Origin of the sequence: Microcoleus sp. B4-D4, from assembly GCF_036705185.1 — a bacterium.
Classification (GTDB): Bacteria; Cyanobacteriota; Cyanobacteriia; order Cyanobacteriales; family Microcoleaceae; genus Microcoleus.
Genome location: NZ_JAUBTX010000034.1, coordinates 47,073 through 65,049, shown reverse-complemented (window position 1 = coordinate 65,049; position 17,977 = coordinate 47,073). Strand labels below are relative to the sequence as shown.

Here is a 17,977-nt window from a genome sequence, read left to right as displayed (position 1 = left end):
GCGCCAAATGTGAAGGGTCTAACGAATAATGAAACATCGCTCATTATCCGTCAGCCGTTAACACTATTTACGAGCTTTGTTGTACAAGCGCACAAACAGTTTTTCCATTTCAATCCAGACAAACATTAGGGCGCTGAAACCGAAGCAAACCATCAATTCAAAGGGCGACAAATAGTGAGTGCCGAAAAATGCTCTCAGGGGCGGAACGTAAATCAGCATTAATTGCAAAGCAGTAGTAACAATTACAGCTCCCCAAACAAAAAGATTAGTGAAGGGATTTAACTCGATAGTTAGCCTAGTGTTAGAGCGAATGGCGATCGCGTGACCCATTTGCGCCAAACAAAGAGTTGTAAATACCATTGTTTTCCAAGCCTCTGGATTGCCGTGTCCGGGAGCGTGAGTATAGTCATAAGCCCATTTCATCATGGCGATCGTCAAAATTGCAAAAATAATCCCGATCCGAATTATGTAAGAACCCAAACCCCGCGCAAAAATACTTTCTCGCGGGCTGAAAGGAGGCTTGTTCATCACGTTCGGTTCGGCCGGTTCCACGGCCAAAGCTAAAGCGGGAACGCCGTCTGTGACTAAGTTCATCCACAAAATTTGCAGCGGGGTCAGCGGCACTCCTCCCAAACCAATTAATGGTGCGGCCGCAATTGTCAAAACTTCGCCGATGTTGCTACCCAAAATGTACTTGATAAAGCGGCGAATGTTGGTATAAACTACTCGCCCTTCTTCAGCGGCGGCGACAATAGTGGCGAAGTTGTCGTCTAGCAGCACCATATCGCTAGCTTCTTTGCTGACATCGGTGCCGGTAATTCCCATTGCGATGCCGATATCGGCTTGTTTCAATGCGGGTGCGTCGTTAACGCCGTCGCCTGTCATGGCGACAAATTTGCCCCAACTTTGCAAAGCTTGGACTATTCGCAATTTGTGTTCGGGGGAAACGCGGGCGTAAACGCTAACCTGTTCGACTTGCTGTTTGAGTTCTTCTCGGCTGAGTTTTTCTAATTCTTGACCGGTGAGAACTCGATCGCCCTTTTGTGCAATACCTAAATCACTAGCAATTGCCTTTGCTGTCAACTGGTGGTCTCCTGTAATCATCACCACCCGAATCCCTGCATCGCGGCACTTCACCACGGCTTCGCGCACTTCCGGGCGCGGGGCGTCTAGCATACTGACGAGTCCCAGCCAAATCATGTCTTGTTCGCTGGTTTCGTCAGAACCTTCGGGCGGCAGGTTTTCCCAAATTTTGTAGGCAAATCCGAGGACTCGCAAACCCTCGCTTGCCATGTTGTTGTTTTCGGCGAGGATGCGATCGCGCATTTCCTGATTTAAAGGTTGTACTCGATCGCCGATTATGATGCCTTTACAGCGCTCCAAAGTCAACTCTGGAGAGCCTTTGGTAAACATCAAATAATTCGCCTGCTGTCCATTTTCTGCTGGAAATCCTGAATGTCCCGATCGGCCCGGCACTTGGCAAATCACGCTCATCCGCTTGCGTTCGGAAGAAAAAGGAAATTCCGCCGTGCGCTGCAGCAATTGACACTGTTTTTCCTTATATATGCCTGCTTTTCCCGCTAAAGACAGCAGAGCTCCTTCTGTGGGGTCGCCTAAAATCTTCCATTCTTGCTCTTCGTGCTGCAATACTGCGTCGTTGCAAACGGCACAGGCAATTAATAAAGATTCGAGTTCTGGATATTCTTCTAAATTATTAATTTGGGTCGAGGTATGGCGATCGGTAAAATCTCCGATCGGGGCATAGCCGTCGCCTCCGATGCCGATCGTACAGTCGCCCGTAGACACTCGCTGAACGACCATTTTATTTTGAGTCAGAGTACCTGTTTTGTCGGAACAAATGGTAGTCACTGAACCCAAAGTTTCTACAGCAGGAAGTTTGCGAATCAGGGCGTTTCGCTTCACCATCCGCCTAGTTCCGAGTGCCAAAGTAACTGTCACGACTGCTGCGAGTCCTTCGGGAACTACAGCCACAGCCATGCTGAGAGAAACTTCTAACAATTCTTCAAACCTGCTGGTATCTAACCCGATGCCGCCGTTGTTGAAGGTAATCATGCCGCCGATGACGACAACTGCGACTAAGCCGAGGGCACCGGAGACTAGAACATTTCCCAACTGTCCCATCCGCTGTTGCAGGGGAGTTGGTTCGCTTTCTACTGACTGAAGCATGGCGGCAATTTTGCCCAGTTCAGTCTGCATTCCGGTGTTGGTGACGATCGCCTTGGCGCGCCCTTGAACAACTTCTGTGCCCTGAAAAATTAGGTTTAGCCGATCGCCCAAGGAAGCATCTTCGGGAAGTTCTAGCTCAGCTTGCTTGGTAACTGCCATTGCTTCTCCCGTCAAAGCAGATTCTCTGACTTGCAGATTTGATGCTTCGATCAACCTGCCATCTGCTGCTATTTTTACCCCAGCCTCTAACAGCATCACGTCTCCGGGTACGAGTTCTTTGGCTGCTATTTCTGAAGTTTTGCCGTCTCGCAGGACTCTGACTAGGGGCGAAGCGAGGTTTTTGAGGGCTGCGAGGGCTTTTTCGGCACTTTGTTCTTGGAAATAGCCGAGAATGCCGTTGAGTATGACGATCGCAAAAATGGCGATCGCATCTTTGGGAAAAGTATTTGACCTGATATCTAAGAATCCAGAAACCACGGCCACACCTATCAGCATCAACAACATGATGTTGGTGAACTGATCGACAAAAATCGACCACGGACTGCGGCCTCCTGTTTCTTCGAGTTCGTTGGGGCCGTATTGCTGCAAGCGTTCTGACACCTGTTGGCTGCTCAAGCCAGCGTCTTTGTTGCTGTTTAGCTGCTGGAGGGTTTTGTCAATTGCTACGGTGTGCCAAGAAGAGGGAGAATTTAAAGAAGACATAAATTACGATCGAGCGTGGGGCATAAAGGTGGTTGCGGCCGGACAGTTACAGTCGATCGATACTGCATAGGTATTGCGAAGAGGTAAGAAGCAGGAAGCTAGACACTTCTCTATCTCTGGTCTATCTCTGGCTCTCTCGATCTGTTGGTATATTTACCCAAAAATTGGGTTTAAAGCCCCGTCGTTCTACGACGGCTTTCCCAAAACTTGTGCTCTAATAACTTCAACAATCAAATTATTTGATTGTAGTCGCCATCGGGCATGGGGAGACTTGAAACGGACGGGGAGCGACAGTAAGACGATAATGGTCGCTCAGGTTGCGATGAACCGTCAAGAATCCCCCTCCTTTCTACGGCGGGGAGTATGTCAACGCTGATAGCACTCATCTACCTTACCAAAAAATTGGGTTTAAAGCCCTGTCGTTCTACGGCTTTCCCAAAACTTGCGATCTAAATAACTGCAACAATCAAATTCTTTGCATTGTTGTAGTCGCCATCGGGCCTAGGGAGACTTGAAACGGACGGGGAGCGACAGTAAGACGACAACAGTCGCTCAGGTTGCGATGAACCGTCAAGAATCTCCGTCCTTTCTATGGCGGGGAGTATGTCAACCACCCAATTCTGAGTGGATCTTGGATTGGGCACTTTTTTGGCTTTTTTCCCTATTCCCCCGCCTTGTTTTCGCAAAACTTTAATTCTCTTAACTTTTCTTAATAATAGGCTTTTTCGGGGCAAAGCGCACAATCGCGATCGGGATGCGGGACAATTTTGTGCGGCCCCACGGTAAAAATCAGGGCAATTGAACCAAACCCAAGAGCTATGTATGTAAAATCGCATCTATCTTAGGAGGGAGATTAGCCCGGAGTTGCTCAACATCAATTTACCTTCTCAGAGGGATAAGCTGCTGTAATAATTTGTAATAAACAAATGCCATAGGGCATTGTATAAATGTCATAAGAAGGTTGAAACGACAGACGCAAGTTAACAAAAACACTGATTAACAAGGTTTGTCGCATCTCATAAAAGGTGTAAAATTTTCTAAGGTTTCTTAAACGTCCGTTGCAATGTCACAATAGTGCAGGTAGCGGAAAGGGAGAAATCGATCGGAGCAGCAGATTAGCTGGCATCAAATTTCAACCCTTACAGGCACTCGTAGCCTGAACAAATTTAACTTAACGGTTTTATACCGCAACCAAACTCAATTAACTCAAGTAGGAGAGTTCTTTCATGTTTGACGCATTTACAAAAGTGGTTTCCCAATCTGACGCTCGCGGCGAATTCCTCGCCCAGGGCCAACTAGATGCTCTCAGCAGCATGGTTTCCGACGCTAACAAGCGGATTGACGCAGTAAACCGCATCACCGGTAACGCATCCAGCATCGTAGCCAATGCAGCTCGCACCCTGTTCGCCGAACAGCCTCAACTGATCGCTCCTGGTGGCAATGCGTACACCAACCGCCGCATGGCAGCTTGCTTGCGCGATATGGAAATCATCTTGCGCTACGTGACCTATGCAACTTTTGCAGGCGACGCCAGCGTTTTGGATGACCGCTGTTTGAACGGTCTGCGTGAAACCTACCAAGCTCTGGGAGTTCCCGGTGGTTCGGTTGCAGCCGGCGTGCAAAAAATGAAGGAAGCAGCGATCGCACTTGCTAACGACCCCAACGGCATTACCCGTGGTGATTGCAGCTCGCTGATGTCCGAAATCGGCAGCTACTTCGACCGCGCAGCTAATGCAGTCGGCTAAAAATAGCCAAGCGAACATTTCTTGTAAAGAAGCGAGCATCGCATTTTTGCAAACAATCATTTTTGTACAAAAACAACACAACATTAGGGAGAAACCAGAACAATGAAAACCCCTTTGACTGAAGCAGTAACAGCAGCCGATTCTCAAGGCCGTTTCCTGAGCAGCACTGAACTGCAAGTCGCATTCGGACGTTTCCGCCAAGCAGCAGCAGGTTTGGAAGCAGCCAAGGCTTTGACCGCCAAGTCTCAGCAATTGATTGACGGTGCAGCTCAAGCTGTGTACAACAAATTTCCGTACACCCAACAAATGCAAGGCCCGAACTACGCTTCTACCCCAACCGGTAAAGCCAAGTGCTCTCGCGACATCGGCTACTACCTCCGCATGGTCACCTACTGCTTAGTTGCAGGCGGTACAGGCCCAATGGACGAGTACCTGATTGCAGGTGTTGACGAAATCAACCGGACATTTGAATTGTCTCCTAGCTGGTACGTTGAAGCTCTCAAGTACATCAAAGGCAACCACGGTCTGAGTGGCGATGCTGCAACTGAAGCGAATTCCTACCTCGACTACGCAATCAACGCTCTGAGCTAGATTTGCGTGATGCCCGGAAATGTAAGCTGCTGCTAGCTTGAGTGTTAGCGGTTGTATACAATTCCGGGCATCTGCGATCTTAGCCGAGTTTTCCAAATACTTTTTTAAGCAGTTGTTAGTTTTTAAAGCAAAAAAGGGAGAAGCAAAGATGGCGGGATTAGGTGCAGCAGAACGGTTGGGAATCAAAGCATTTGAAGAAGCTGGACGGGTAGAACTACGCCCCCACTGGACGCAAGACGATGCGAAAGCAGTAATTCGCGCTGCTTACAGCCAAGTTTTCGGCAATGAGTATTTAATGTCGAGCGAACGAGTCACCAGTGCCGAATCTTTACTGGTGCAAGGACAGATTTCAGTTAAAGATTTTGTGCGGGCAATTGCACATTCCGAAACTTATCGGAAAAAGTTTTTTTACCCCAACTCGCAAACGCGGTTAATCGAGCTTAATTACAAGCATCTGTTAGGCCGCGCTCCTTACGACGAGTCGGAAATTGCTTTCCACGTTGATTTGTACAATGCCGAAGGTTACGAAGCTGAAATCAATTCTTACATTGACTCAGTTGAGTATGAAGAAAATTTTGGCGAAAGTGTAGTGCCTTACTATCGCGGTTTCGCGACTCAAAGAGGTCAAAAAACCGTCGGTTTTAACAGGATGTTTCAATTGTACCGGGGCTATGCCAACAGCGATCGCGCCCAAAACCAAAAGCAAGCGCGGCTAACCTGGGAAGTTGCCAGAAATACGGCTTCGCCAATCTCCACTCCGTCCACTGGAAAATCCCTTGGCGGCGTTTCCGGCGGTTCTCGCGGCCAACTCTACCGAGTTACGGCAATGCAAGGTGCGGCTAAGTTTTCGCCCCAAGTGCGGCGGACTACTACCGAATATCTTGTACCTTACGATCAACTTTCGAGCCGCTTGCAGCAAATCAACAAACGGGGCGGCAAAGTGGTAAGTATTACCACAGCTTAAAGTTTATAAAGACGTTTTTTCAAGCGTCCGAAAACAAATTAGGATTAAGTAGATAGGCAGGAAAAACCATACTTGTAGTGGCGGGTTTAGCCGAGATATATGCTAGTAAGCAATTTATTGTGGCAAAACCCACCCGACCCATCCGAGGTCTATTGGCACTTACCTATTTAATTGATGTATACAGGTAAGGTGCTTACTATGCATCCTACCCATACACATATTAGCCTTAGTCCTAAAAATCTCAAGTGCAACAAAGCTTTAAACTTTTGTTATTAATTTAGGAGAAAATCTGGTGGCTATTACCACAGCAGCGTCCAGACTGGGAACATCCGCATTGAGCGATGCGCCGAAGGTCGAGTTACGCCCGAACTACACCAAAGATGACGTAGAAACTGTGATTCGTGCCGTTTACCGTCAGGTGCTGGGCAACGACTATTTGATGAAATCCGATCGCCTGACAAGTTCTGAATCTCTCCTGCGAGACGGCAGCTTAACAGTACGAGAATTTGTACGCGCTGTAGCAAAATCGGAACTGTACAAAACCAAGTTTTTCTACAACAGCTTCCAAACTCGGACGATCGAACTAAACTACAAACACTTGCTCGGTCGGGCTATTTACGACGAATCTGAAGTAATTCATCACTTAGATTTGTACCAAAACGAAGGATACGATGCTGATATTGATTCCTACATCGATTCAGTAGAATATCAAGAAAGCTTTGGAGATAATATCGTACCTTACTACCGGGCTTTTGAATTTCAACGGGGACAAAGATCCGTTGGCTTTACCCGGATGTTCCGCTTGTATCGGGGCTACGCAAATAGCGATACATCTCAAATAGAAGGCAATAACTCTCGCTTAGCAGCCGAAGTTGGTGCCAACAACGCTACGGCAGTAGTTGGTCCCTCCGGTGGTAACGAAGGTTGGGCATATCGCCCTTCGGCACAAAACGTAACTCCCAGCAGCGGTTTCGGCGGCGCGGCAGCTTACGGCAAGGAAGGACGACTGTTGCGCGTGGAAGTTTCGGGGATTCGCACAGGTGGCTATCCTAGCGTGCGTCGCAGCAGCAAGGCTTTCATCGTACCTGTTGAGGATTGGCTGCCGCAAATGCAGAAAATTCATCGTTTGGGCGGAAAAATCGCCAGCATTACTCAAATTTAGTTATTGGTTATTGGTTAGTTGTTATTAGTTATTGGTTATTAGAACCAACAAGTAACAAATAACAAATAACAACTAACAACTAACAACTAACCAATAACAAGTAACAAATAACCAATTACCAAGAAGCTTATGTTAGGTCAAATTGTAGCTGGAAAAAGTGGCAATACAGCTTCCGCAGGTCGCTGTTTTCGGTACGAAGTTGTGGGCTTGCGCCAAAGCGATGATACGGAAAATATTGATTATTCGATTCGATCGAGCGGCAGTACATTTATCACCGTGCCGTACAATCGGATGAATCAAGAAATGCAGCGGATTACTCGCATGGGCGGGAAGATTGTAAGCATTCAGCCGCTAAGTGCGATCGCAGAATCGTCCCATGAATCATCGTCTGCAGAATCGTCCCATGAATCATCCTCAGATGATAATTAAGAGCGATTGAAAAGGACGATTAAAAGAGACTGCTGGCGCATCTCAAAAGATTTTTACCTCTCACCACTATTTTTAGTGGTGAGGGACTAAATGTCTAATCGATCGCATACCTAGTTAACTGCCAATAACCAACGGAAATCCTGCCCTCCAGAAGTGAGAGGGAAAACCCCCGCGAATTCGCCAACAGTCTCTTTCAATCGCCGACTTTGATCGAGGGGTTTTTAACGCCGATTTAATATATAGCAGTTCTCAAGCGTGCTGAGGTATACCCGATGCCCGATGCCCTGTTTGGCGGATGCCCGATGCCGCATAGTACCTCATCTTTCTGAGAAAGGCTTAATATATGTCAATCACCAGAACTGATTCGGTAAATCTGCAAGAATCAGTTTGAGTTCCGGTTCATTCACCCGCTTAATTGCTTTCGGAATACTTACCCACTGCCGCTTTCTCTTGCTAGCTTCCGGCCAATTTTCCAGAATAGTTTGCACTGGTAGCAAGAATACTTCTACATGACAAGTATGGCCGGACTTTTGATATTTGTAAGTTCCCAACAAATCCGGCAACACTTTACCCAACAAACCTGCTTCTTCCCAAGCTTCCTTCGCTGCAGAATCTTGCGGAGTCATATCAGGTTCAATTAACCCTTTGGGAATTACCCAGCGCTTACTGGTTGAAGAAGTAATCAGCATGACTTCAATTTTTCCGTCTTGAATGCGGTAGGGAATTACTCCCGATTGCTCTACCAATAAAGCGGTTATACTCATAATTTTGGCAATAGTTGTGGGTGCAAAAGCTGCTGCAACTAGATTAATATAGGACTGAGGCATAGGACTAAAGAAACCGCGTGTTTTACCGAATATCCGGGATACAGCGCGTCTTTTCGTAAAAAAACCCAGTTTCTGACCGCCCGTGCATAAGTCCGCTCTGCTAGCTATCAGGAAGAGTGTGGCAGATATTTAAGTTATTAACTTTTCGTTCCTAAACAATAAAAACTGCACGCCTGATTCTAGATCATTCACCATTTTAGACAACCGCACAGTAGAGAACAGACATATTTTGCTTTCCCTCTGTTAAAACTAGCAAATGTAGATGCACTCCAGCTAGAAAATAATATTGTAATACTCGCGCGCAGATAAAAGCCGATCGCCCAAATCGGCCTCTATCCGCGCCGGTGTGCGGTTTTCCCTCTAATCTTTCTTCGCCTTAGCCTCCAGATTTTCCATCCGACTCCTCAAATCTTGATTCTCCTTCTTCACCTGGTCTAACTCCTCCCGCAACTGCTTCACGGCTGCATCAGAACCAGCATTTTTCTGCACTCTTTGCACAGCTTCATCAGCCATCATACGGACGCGGCCGTCGGGAGTTTGGTCAGCTAAAGAACGCAAAATCCGAATGGCTTTGCGAGTTTCCATCTGTCCTAAAGCCACTACCACAGATACTTGAGTCAAGAAAAACGTCTCCTTAGATAATTCTGCCAATCGGTGCAAAATTCGTTCTAAATTAAGCTTAGTTTGACCTGTAGAAATTGTCCCCAAAGAGCGAATTGCAGCCAAGCGCAAAGCTTGCGGAGTACCGATGGCTGTATATTTCAAAATTAGATTCAGCGCATCTTCAGAAGTTTTCATTTGCGCCAAACCGGCAATAGCACCCGATCGCACAACCTCATTCCAGCCCTGACGCTCTTTCAAAACCAATTTTAACTCTTTGAGTACCTGTTCGTCCGTCGGTTTTTCGTCGGGATTCGCCCCTGCGATCGAGCCCATAGCACTAGCTGCGGCCGCTTCTACATAATAGCTGTCGTCGCCTTTTTCGACGATCGACCTCAGCGCCTTATAAGTTTCGTGAGTCTTGATTTGGCCCAGCGCATTCACCACAGCGCGGCGAACCCTAGCATCTTTATCTTTCAAACCACTTGCTAAACCTTCAAAAGCTTGGTCGAGTTTAATTTCAACTAACTGAGTAGCTACTTCAGCCCGCACACCCCAAAACCGATCTTTTTTGAGAACTTCTGACAGCGCTTTCACAGCTTCCAGTCCTCCCTTTTTCGCCAAAGCTTTGGCTGCATAAATCCGGGAAACCGGGTCAGGGTCGAACTTCAACTGAGCTTTTAATTCGGCAACTCCATACTCTAAAACAACGGTTTTTAAGTATTTATTTCCGACATCAAAACTGATAAAAGCGGGCTTCTCTTCTAGGGGGAAATAGAAACTTTGCTCGCGTTCGTGCACTCGAACAGTGAAAGTTTTTATATTAGCAGCACTTCGCTCGTCTGCATCTTTTTCCGGCTTATAACCGAAGCCGATCGGAATTTTTAGGTCGAAGACATCTTTGCTATTACCGTTGTCCTTTTTGCTATCTTTGATCTGAGTTTGTGTGACAGTCACTTTGGCTAATTTGCTGTCGCCGTCCCAAGAATAAGCAACTTTGTAATCTGGATGACCGCCGCGATAAACGTACTGGTCGAACAAAAACATCAGATTGCGGCCTGTCGCCTTTTCGATCGCCCTTAGCAAATCGATCGTTTCTACAGTTTTGTGAGCGTTATCCCGCACAAAAGTTTGAATTGCTTTGTAAAATAGTTCGTCGCCTAACTCGGCGCGAATCATGTGATACACGCAAGCGCCTTTTTCGTACAAATGGCGATCGTATAATTCGATCGCTTCGCGGTAAACGTGAGTGACAATCGGGCGGCGGTAACGAAAACTGTCTTCAGCTAAATAATTGCGGGCTTCACCTAACATATAATAAGCCGCATCTTCTTTGCCGTATTCTTTGTCAGTCCACAGCACCTCACAATAGGAAGCCATACCTTCCTTGATCCAAGCATGAGACCAGTGTTTAATTACTACTAAATCGCCGAACCATTGGTGAGCTAATTCGTGAGCAACTAAGCTTTCTGTACCGCGATTATCGAGGCTAGCGCGTTCGTCTAGCAAGCACCTATCTGTTAGCAAAGTTGTCGAAGTATTTTCCATACCGCCGAAGATGAAATCATCGACGCAGACTTGAGCATATTTAGGAAAAGGGTAAGGATAGCCAAATGCTTTAGAGAAAAACTCAATCATTTGGGGCGTTTTGCCCATGCTACGCTTACCGTCGGCTTCGCGGCCTTTTTCGACGTAATAATTAACTGGTTTGCCGTTCCATTCGTCTTTAATTTCGGCAAAATCTCCGACAGCTAAGGTCATTAAATAAGTTGGGTGGATCTGGGTTTGCGACCAGTGATAAATCTTATCGTCGCCCTCATTTTTTGTGCTAATTAATTCGCCGTTAGATATTGCAAAAAGTTGTTTTGGAACTTGTACTCTAATTTCGGAAGTTGCGAGTTGTCCGGGATAGTCGAAACAGGGAAACCAGAAGCGGGAATCTTCGTCTTCGCCTTGAGTCCAAACTTGTGTTGGCTTGTCGGGATAGTGTTTATCTGGCCCGACAAAATAGAGACCGCGCTGGGGTTTTTCGACCGAGTATTCGATCGCGATTGTAATTGGTTCGTATGCTTTTGTTGGTTCGTGCAGTTGAATTTGCAGCACTTCGCCGTCGCTGTCAAAATTTTGCTCGGTTTCGCCGATTTTTACTGATTTAATGTTCAGGTTTACAGCATCTAAGGTTAATTTGTCAATACCGCTGCGGACTGGATTGATGCGGATGCTGCAAGTGCCGCGAAAACTTTGTTTGGGAATATCCAGCACTAAATCGAGGAAAATATGCTCTACTTGTCCGGGGCGATCGGGGTTGTAGTGGGGTCTGGCACCGGGCATCTCGAAGGACTTGTTACCGTTTTCAGAATCAAAGTAAGTGTGTGACATTATGATGGCAGAGTTGTGTGTCGATAGGCGATCGCAGGCAGCAGCGAGGAAAGCTAAACTGCCAGCTTATTCTAGGGTAGCGCGTCCTAGTTGCTGTTGTCGCTAATCTTGTTGAAAATTCGGGCGATCTTTGCCGGGATGAAAAATATGATTTTTTCGCTACAATATCAACAAGGCTAATGTCTGCAATCATCAGCCTGAAATTGAAATTGAGAGGGCAATCAGCATGACAGCTACAGTATCAGTTCCCAGTGCGATCGCATCTTTGCTGGGCGACGAAGCCGAAGACTTGCTCACCCATCAAGCAAAAGTTTCTAAAGATTTGTTGCACCTGCCAGGCCCGGATTGGGTCGATCGCATTTTCGCTCAAACCGATCGATCTCCCCAAGTCTTGCGATCGCTCCAGCAACTTTATTCTAGCGGACGCTTGGCGAATACCGGCTATTTATCCATCCTACCAGTAGACCAAGGAATCGAACACTCAGCAGCCGCTTCTTTTGCACCAAATCCCATTTATTTTGACAGCGAAAACATCATCAGACTAGCAATTTCTGCAGGCTGCAACGCTGTCGCCACCACCCTAGGAGTGTTGGGCAGCGTATCTCGTAAATACGCCCACAAAATTCCTTTCATTCTTAAACTAAATCACAACGAACTACTGACTTATCCCAATCAAGCCGACCAAATAATGTTTGCTTCCGTCGAACAAGCTTGGAATTTGGGAGCAGTTGCAGTCGGAGCAACAATTTATTTTGGTTCCCCAGAATCGACGCGACAAATCCAAGAAGTCAGTCAAGCTTTTGCCCAAGCTCACGAATACGGAATGGCAACAATTCTGTGGTGCTACCTCCGCAACGATATCTTCAAACAAGACAAAGATTATCACTTAGCAGCGGATTTAACAGCTCAAGCAAATCACCTAGGAGTGACAATTCAAGCTGACATCATCAAGCAAAAATTGCCCGAATGCAACAACGGCTACGCAGCAGTTGCTAAAGCCAGCGGCCACAGTTACGGCAAAACCGACAAGCGCGTTTATTCCGATTTGACAACGGATCACCCGATCGATCTAACACGCTATCAAGTGCTCAACTGTTATGCCGGAAGAATGGGTTTAATCAACTCCGGCGGTGCTTCGGGAAAAAACGATTTTGCCGAAGCCATTCGCACCGCAGTAATCAACAAACGCGCTGGCGGCTGCGGCTTAATTTCCGGCCGCAAAACTTTTCAGCGTCCCTTTGAAGAAGGCGTAAAATTGTTCCACGCCATTCAAGACGTTTATTTGTCGTCCGAAATTGCGATCGCCTAAACATTCACCGAAGAACGAGACGGAAGCCCCTGGCTGGAGACATGGGGAGGAAGTCGGCAGCGGTTTCAACCGCCTTCAGCATTTTTTTAGTATTGCTCGTTACCAGGCTCTGCCTGGTAATGCAGATAAGCGAGGCTCTGCCTCTCTTTACGCCATCGCTTCTGAAAACAGAGGAGTGTGGCAGATATTTAAGTTATTAAATTTTCGTTCATTAGCATTTTCATCGCCACCATTGATTTTATGTTGAGTCGGCGTAATTCTTGGCAATATTTTTCCATCGAATATTTTATGCTATAAATATCAAAATATCGAGGGTAATTTTTATGTAAAAAAACCCGCACTAATGCCCGCTTGCTGACTCGAAAAACTATCAATTTAAATACCCCACAGCCTTGTTTAAAACCAAATCATATCTTCATCAAGCCCCTACAATGCACCGATTTTGTTAAAATAACTTATACTAAATTTACCCAAAAAAATCTAAACTTTGCAATTACTAAGTTGTAAATTGTCAATTTTTATTAAATTGCTCCGATCTTAGAGATTTTGTAAGTATAAAATAGAAGGCATAAATTTTTATTTATGATTCCCTCTACCTTCTAATTCGCTACCAAAATAATAGCATATCTAAAAAACAATGCAACTCTAGGTCAACTCTCAACCACAAGCTTAATCATTAATTCTCAATTCTTCAAACTAAAATCCTATAACCCTAACTGTATCTCTTAAAAAATGAATTTTTATAATAAATAATGAACTATACCCCCTTTAGCCTCACATTTGTCGATCGCGCCCCCTTATGAGTAATAATCCCGGCAAATTCGGCCTCCGTGCCACCCTCGTCGTTCCTTTCGTAATACAAATTTTTGTAGCGGTTGGGCTAGTGGGCTATCTATCCTTCCGCAACGGACAAAAAGCGGTCAACAATGTTGCCAGCCAGTTGCGGCGTGAAGTGGTAGCCCGCGTCCAACTTCACCTGACAAGCTACTTAGCTAAACCTCATTTAATTGAGCAAATTCACATCAATACAATTCGCCAAAAGTTACTCGATCCCACCAATTTTAAGCAAATGGAAGGCTATTTTTGGCAGCAAAGCCAATCCCTTAATCCTAATATTGGAACCATCGCCTTTGCCAACCCAAAAGGAGAATTTGTAGGCGCTAATAAACCAGAAGGCTACACAGTAATAGCGAACGAAACAACTGGTAACGCCATCCGCAGATATGCAGTTGACAATCAAGGCAATCGCATCAAATTAATTCGAGAAAAACCCAATTATGATGCTCGAACTCGCGATTGGTATAAAGCTGCTGTCCGGGCCGGCGGCCCAACTTGGAGCGCCATAGATACTTCCGCTTTAGGTGACAGGCTAGACCTTTCAGCAGTCTACCCCTTCTACAACAGTACAGGAACACTTCAGGGCGTTTTTCTGACCGATATTTCCCTCGGACAAATTAGCGACTTCCTGCACAGTTTCACTGTTGGCAAATCAGGGAAAATTTTCATCGTCGAACGCAGCGGACTTTTAGTTGCTAGCTCCACAATCAACAAACCTTTTACAGTTGCTGCCAGCGGTAAAACCGAGCGTCTTCACGCCGAAAAAATTAGCGACCATTTAACCCGAAAAACAACTCAATATTTATTCGAGCAATTTGGAAATTTAAATAAAATAAATACCCCTCAGCAGATGGAATTTCTGCTCGACGGTGAGAAACATTTTCTGCAAGCTGCCCCTTTTCGAGATGAATTAGGTATTTTAGATTGGTTAGTTATCGTAGTTGTCCCCGAATCAGACTTTACAGCAGAAATTGATGCCAATAACCAAACTACGATCCTGCTATGTATTGTAACTTTAATTGTGGCAATTATTATCGGTATTTTCACCGCTGCCTGGATTGCGAAACCACTGCTTAAACTTTCTCAAGCATCCGCAGAAATTGCCACGGGAAACTTAGAGCAGCACGTCCCGCTCAGCAGGATAGTTGAAATCGGACAACTAGCAAATTCATTCAACAGCATGGCAAGACAACTTCAAGAATCTTTTGCCGCCCTAGCAAAGCAAAATGAAGACTTAAAAGACCTTGATCAACTCAAAAATGAATTCCTTGCCAACACATCTCACGAACTCCGCACACCCCTCAACGGCATCATTGGCATCGCTGAATCCCTGATTGACGGAGCAACCGGAGAACTTCCCCAAAAAACTCAAGCTAACCTCACTTTGATTGTCTCCAGCGGTAGGCGTTTGTCTAATTTAGTCAACGATATTCTTGACTTCTCTAAATTGAGGCACAAAAATTTGGAACTGCAACTGAAACCCGTAGACTTACGAGCAGTTACCAATGTAATTTTGACCATGAGTAAACCCCTAGCTGCCCCTAAAAAATTGCAATTAATCAACTCGATTTCTGCGGAATTTCCCTCCGCCTTAGCCGATGAAGAGCGCCTGCAACAGATTTTGCACAACCTTGTGGGCAATGCGATTAAATTCACTTTTTTAGGAACGGTAACAGTGTCAGCAAAAGTGGTTGTCGAGCCTCAGCTATCGGCAGTAAATTTCCCAAAATCACCAACTACAAACTCTCTCTTGGCTGTAACGATTTCTGATACCGGAATTGGCATTGCCGAAAATCAATTTGAGAGAATATTTGAATCTTTTGAACAAGCAGAAGGAGCTAGCACCAGAGAATATGGCGGTACAGGATTGGGTTTAGCTGTCACCAAAAAATTGGTTGAATTGCATGGCGGTAAAATTCTGGTTGAGTCTCAACTAGGGAAAGGTTCGCAATTTACATTTACCTTGCCTATTTCCACTGTCAAAACTGAACCCAAGCCGTCAGCAGAGCTTCAAACAACTAAGATTTACGAGTTAGCCATCCCAATAGTGGTCGAAGAGTTACCGCTGACAATAAATCATGAAAAACAGTTCAAAGTTTTGATTGTTGATGACGAACCCATTAACCGTCAGGTACTCATCAATAACCTTTCCCTGTACAATTACGCCATTACAGAAGCTAGTAACGGACAAGAGGCCTTGGCCGTAATGGAAGGCGGTTTTATTCCTGACTTGATTTTGCTAGACTTGATGATGCCGCACATGAACGGTTATGAAGTTTGTCAAAAAATCCGCGAGCAGTTTCCAGCTTATGAACTTCCAATTGTGATGCTGACTGCAAAAAATCAAGTGGCAGATATTGTGGAGGGATTTGAATCGGGAGCTAATGATTATTTATCGAAGCCGATTCAGAAACAAGAAATGCTTTCCCGCATCAGAACGCATATTTCTCTGGCAAAAATAACTTCAGCTTACGGGCGTTTTGTGCCGCGCAATTTTCTCAAATTTTTAGGAAAGGAAAGTATTATTGATGTTCAAATTGGCGACCAAGTACAGCAAGAAATGACGGTAATGTTTTCTGACATTCGCTCATTTACAACTCTGTCAGAAGCGATGACACCTCAAGAAAATTTTCAATTTATTAATTCTTATCTCAGTCAAGTCAGCCCAGTTATTCGGCAGTACCGAGGCTTTATTGATAAATATATTGGCGATGCGATTATGGCGCTGTTTCCTGAGTCAGCTAATGATGCTGTGCAAGCTGCAATTGCGATGCAGAAACAAGTAGCGCTGTACAACGAACAGCGGCAACTGGGAGGTGAGGTTCCGATTTCTATAGGTATTGGCTTGCATACGGGTAATTTAATGCTGGGAACCGTTGGCGAATCCGAACGCATGGATACGACGGTGATTGCTGATGCTGTTAATTTGACCTCTCGTTTGGAAGGCTTAACGAAGCTGTACGGAGTGGGAATTTTGATTAGCGAACATACTCTATCTCGGCTGGAAGGTTTACCAAATTTTAAGTCCCGTTTTCTCGATAGAGTGAGGGTAAAAGGGAAAACTGAATCGGTTGCTGTTTATGAAGTTTATGATGAAGAACTGGGATTATCCAACCAGTTAAAGACTCAGACTCAGGCAATTTTTGAGGAAGGAATCAGGGCTTACGGTTGTCAAGATTTTGCCCTAGCTCAATCAAGATTTGAAGAGGTATTAGTTATAAATTCTGAGGATAGGGCTGCTCTACTTTATGTAAAACGCTGTCAGCAATATCAACAATATGAAGTGCCGGAAGGATGGGAAGGTGTGGCAGATTTAGATTTTAAGTAATTGCAAATTCAAAGATGTAATGCAAATGTGAATAAGTCTTGCTACAATGATTAATGTTAGACAAATTTCATAAAGTAGCGCTAGATATTAGCCCCCGCGAGTTCGGGAGGGCTAAGACTTCATCAATAGCACATCTTTACAAAAATGGTATTAGACAAATAATTTTTTATTTGCATAGCTCCCCGCCGGATGCGGTCGGCCCGTTTTCCTACATAAGATCGACTCTAATTTCTATATAGCCTTTCTGTGCTCTCATATGAGGTACTATGCGGCATAGGGCATAGGGCATAGGGCCTACCTCACAATGCTTGATAACCGCTATATTGATCCGGTTAATATCAAGCAAATTAATAATTTAGCAGATTTTGGACTTGACAGCGGAGTAGGGCGAAAAATGCAGATGAAAATGGGAATGACGCGCCGGTTGCCTAATTTTTAATCATGCACTTTTCGGCTTAATTTCACTAACTATTTCGTAAATATCTGTGTCGGGAATTTTGGCGAACAAAGGAGTCATCTGCTTCAATATTTCCTGATATGCTTCGCTTTGATTTGCTGCCATCTCTTCTACACTTTCCCAAAAAATGATTGCAATACCTTTGTCTGTATTGGGCAATTGCAGCAGGTACGCTCCCTTAAAACCAGTAGCATAAGTTGCAACGGCTTTTTCAAAAAGTTCTTCTGCTTCTTTGAATTTTCCTGGTTTAAATTCGCCAAGGGCAACGTAGGCAAACTGATGTCGGAGAAAGTCTAAAAATTCTGACATATCCTGTTCCTGAATAAATCGCTATACACCAGGTTATATTTTACCCGATCGCCGTAATTTTGTGAACTGCACAGTTTTTAGTCTCGCTTAACCAAAGCGGCGGATTTATGAGACCTTATTCTAAGTAGCCGCCCGACTCAAATAGAAACTT

The 17,977-nt window shown here is 45.2% G+C and carries 11 protein-coding genes; 7 read left to right on the top strand and 4 right to left on the bottom strand.

The features are described 5' to 3' along the window. Nucleotides 1-63: 63 nt before the first annotated feature. A complete protein-coding gene (locus tag QUB13_RS21895; RefSeq protein WP_333384710.1) occupies nucleotides 64-2,889 on the bottom strand; it encodes a cation-translocating P-type ATPase in 2,826 nt (941 codons plus the stop codon). Nucleotides 2,890-4,115: 1,226 nt separating this feature from the next. Here QUB13_RS21895 and QUB13_RS21890 point away from each other — a divergent pair. The 5 genes from QUB13_RS21890 to QUB13_RS21870 all read left to right on the top strand — a co-directional run bounded on the left by QUB13_RS21890 (nucleotide 4,116) and on the right by QUB13_RS21870 (nucleotide 7,780). Next, nucleotides 4,116-4,634 (top strand): phycocyanin subunit beta, encoded by a 519-nt coding sequence (locus QUB13_RS21890; protein WP_265239850.1) that lies wholly within the window; start codon nucleotides 4,116-4,118, stop codon nucleotides 4,632-4,634. A 102-nt stretch (nucleotides 4,635-4,736) separates the two neighbouring features. Next, nucleotides 4,737-5,225, top strand: a complete 489-nt coding sequence (gene cpcA, locus QUB13_RS21885) for a phycocyanin subunit alpha (RefSeq protein ID WP_265239849.1) — start codon at nucleotides 4,737-4,739, stop codon at nucleotides 5,223-5,225. Between the two features lie 148 nt (nucleotides 5,226-5,373). Beyond that, nucleotides 5,374-6,189, top strand: a complete 816-nt coding sequence (locus QUB13_RS21880; protein WP_333384705.1) for a phycobilisome linker polypeptide — start codon at nucleotides 5,374-5,376, stop codon at nucleotides 6,187-6,189. 292 nt (nucleotides 6,190-6,481) lie between these two features. Next, nucleotides 6,482-7,351, top strand: a complete 870-nt coding sequence (locus QUB13_RS21875; RefSeq protein WP_333384702.1) for a phycobilisome linker polypeptide — start codon at nucleotides 6,482-6,484, stop codon at nucleotides 7,349-7,351. Between the two features lie 129 nt (nucleotides 7,352-7,480). Further along, nucleotides 7,481-7,780, top strand: coding sequence for a phycobilisome linker polypeptide (locus QUB13_RS21870; protein WP_333384699.1), 300 nt, complete (start codon nucleotides 7,481-7,483; stop codon nucleotides 7,778-7,780). A gap of 350 nt (nucleotides 7,781-8,130) precedes the next feature. On the opposite strand, the gene QUB13_RS21865 is transcribed toward QUB13_RS21870, so the two are convergent. Together QUB13_RS21865 and QUB13_RS21860 are read right to left on the bottom strand one after the other, a co-directional pair. Next, nucleotides 8,131-8,607, bottom strand: a complete 477-nt coding sequence (locus QUB13_RS21865; RefSeq protein WP_333384696.1) for an NUDIX hydrolase — start codon at nucleotides 8,605-8,607, stop codon at nucleotides 8,131-8,133. A 360-nt stretch (nucleotides 8,608-8,967) separates the two neighbouring features. Further along, nucleotides 8,968-11,586 carry a M1 family metallopeptidase gene (locus QUB13_RS21860; RefSeq protein WP_333384693.1) on the bottom strand — a complete coding sequence of 873 codons (2,619 nt, stop codon included), beginning with the start codon at nucleotides 11,584-11,586 and terminating at the stop codon, nucleotides 8,968-8,970. A gap of 226 nt (nucleotides 11,587-11,812) precedes the next feature. On the opposite strand from QUB13_RS21860, the gene QUB13_RS21855 reads away from it, so the two are divergent. Beyond that, nucleotides 11,813-12,895, top strand: coding sequence for a class I fructose-bisphosphate aldolase (locus QUB13_RS21855; protein ID WP_194009326.1), 1,083 nt, complete (start codon nucleotides 11,813-11,815; stop codon nucleotides 12,893-12,895). Between the two features lie 799 nt (nucleotides 12,896-13,694). Then, nucleotides 13,695-17,060 (top strand): response regulator, encoded by a 3,366-nt coding sequence (locus tag QUB13_RS21850; protein ID WP_333384690.1) that lies wholly within the window; start codon nucleotides 13,695-13,697, stop codon nucleotides 17,058-17,060. A gap of 439 nt (nucleotides 17,061-17,499) precedes the next feature. Here QUB13_RS21850 and QUB13_RS21845 read toward each other — a convergent pair whose 3' ends face one another. Then, complete coding sequence (locus QUB13_RS21845; RefSeq protein WP_194009324.1) at nucleotides 17,500-17,826, bottom strand: antibiotic biosynthesis monooxygenase; 327 nt, start codon at nucleotides 17,824-17,826, stop codon at nucleotides 17,500-17,502. Between the last annotated feature and the right edge of the window lie 151 nt (nucleotides 17,827-17,977).

Coding starts and splice junctions, on each gene's coding strand:
- QUB13_RS21865 (WP_333384696.1), bottom strand. CDS start 8,607: ATGCCTCAGTCCTATATTAATCTAGTTGCAGCAGCTTTTGCACCCACA.
- QUB13_RS21895 (WP_333384710.1), bottom strand. CDS start 2,889: ATGTCTTCTTTAAATTCTCCCTCTTCTTGGCACACCGTAGCAATTGAC.
- QUB13_RS21860 (WP_333384693.1), bottom strand. CDS start 11,586: ATGTCACACACTTACTTTGATTCTGAAAACGGTAACAAGTCCTTCGAG.
- QUB13_RS21870 (WP_333384699.1), top strand. CDS start 7,481: ATGTTAGGTCAAATTGTAGCTGGAAAAAGTGGCAATACAGCTTCCGCA.
- QUB13_RS21880 (WP_333384705.1), top strand. CDS start 5,374: ATGGCGGGATTAGGTGCAGCAGAACGGTTGGGAATCAAAGCATTTGAA.
- QUB13_RS21850 (WP_333384690.1), top strand. CDS start 13,695: ATGAGTAATAATCCCGGCAAATTCGGCCTCCGTGCCACCCTCGTCGTT.
- QUB13_RS21890 (WP_265239850.1), top strand. CDS start 4,116: ATGTTTGACGCATTTACAAAAGTGGTTTCCCAATCTGACGCTCGCGGC.
- QUB13_RS21855 (WP_194009326.1), top strand. CDS start 11,813: ATGACAGCTACAGTATCAGTTCCCAGTGCGATCGCATCTTTGCTGGGC.
- QUB13_RS21845 (WP_194009324.1), bottom strand. CDS start 17,826: ATGTCAGAATTTTTAGACTTTCTCCGACATCAGTTTGCCTACGTTGCC.
- cpcA (WP_265239849.1), top strand. CDS start 4,737: ATGAAAACCCCTTTGACTGAAGCAGTAACAGCAGCCGATTCTCAAGGC.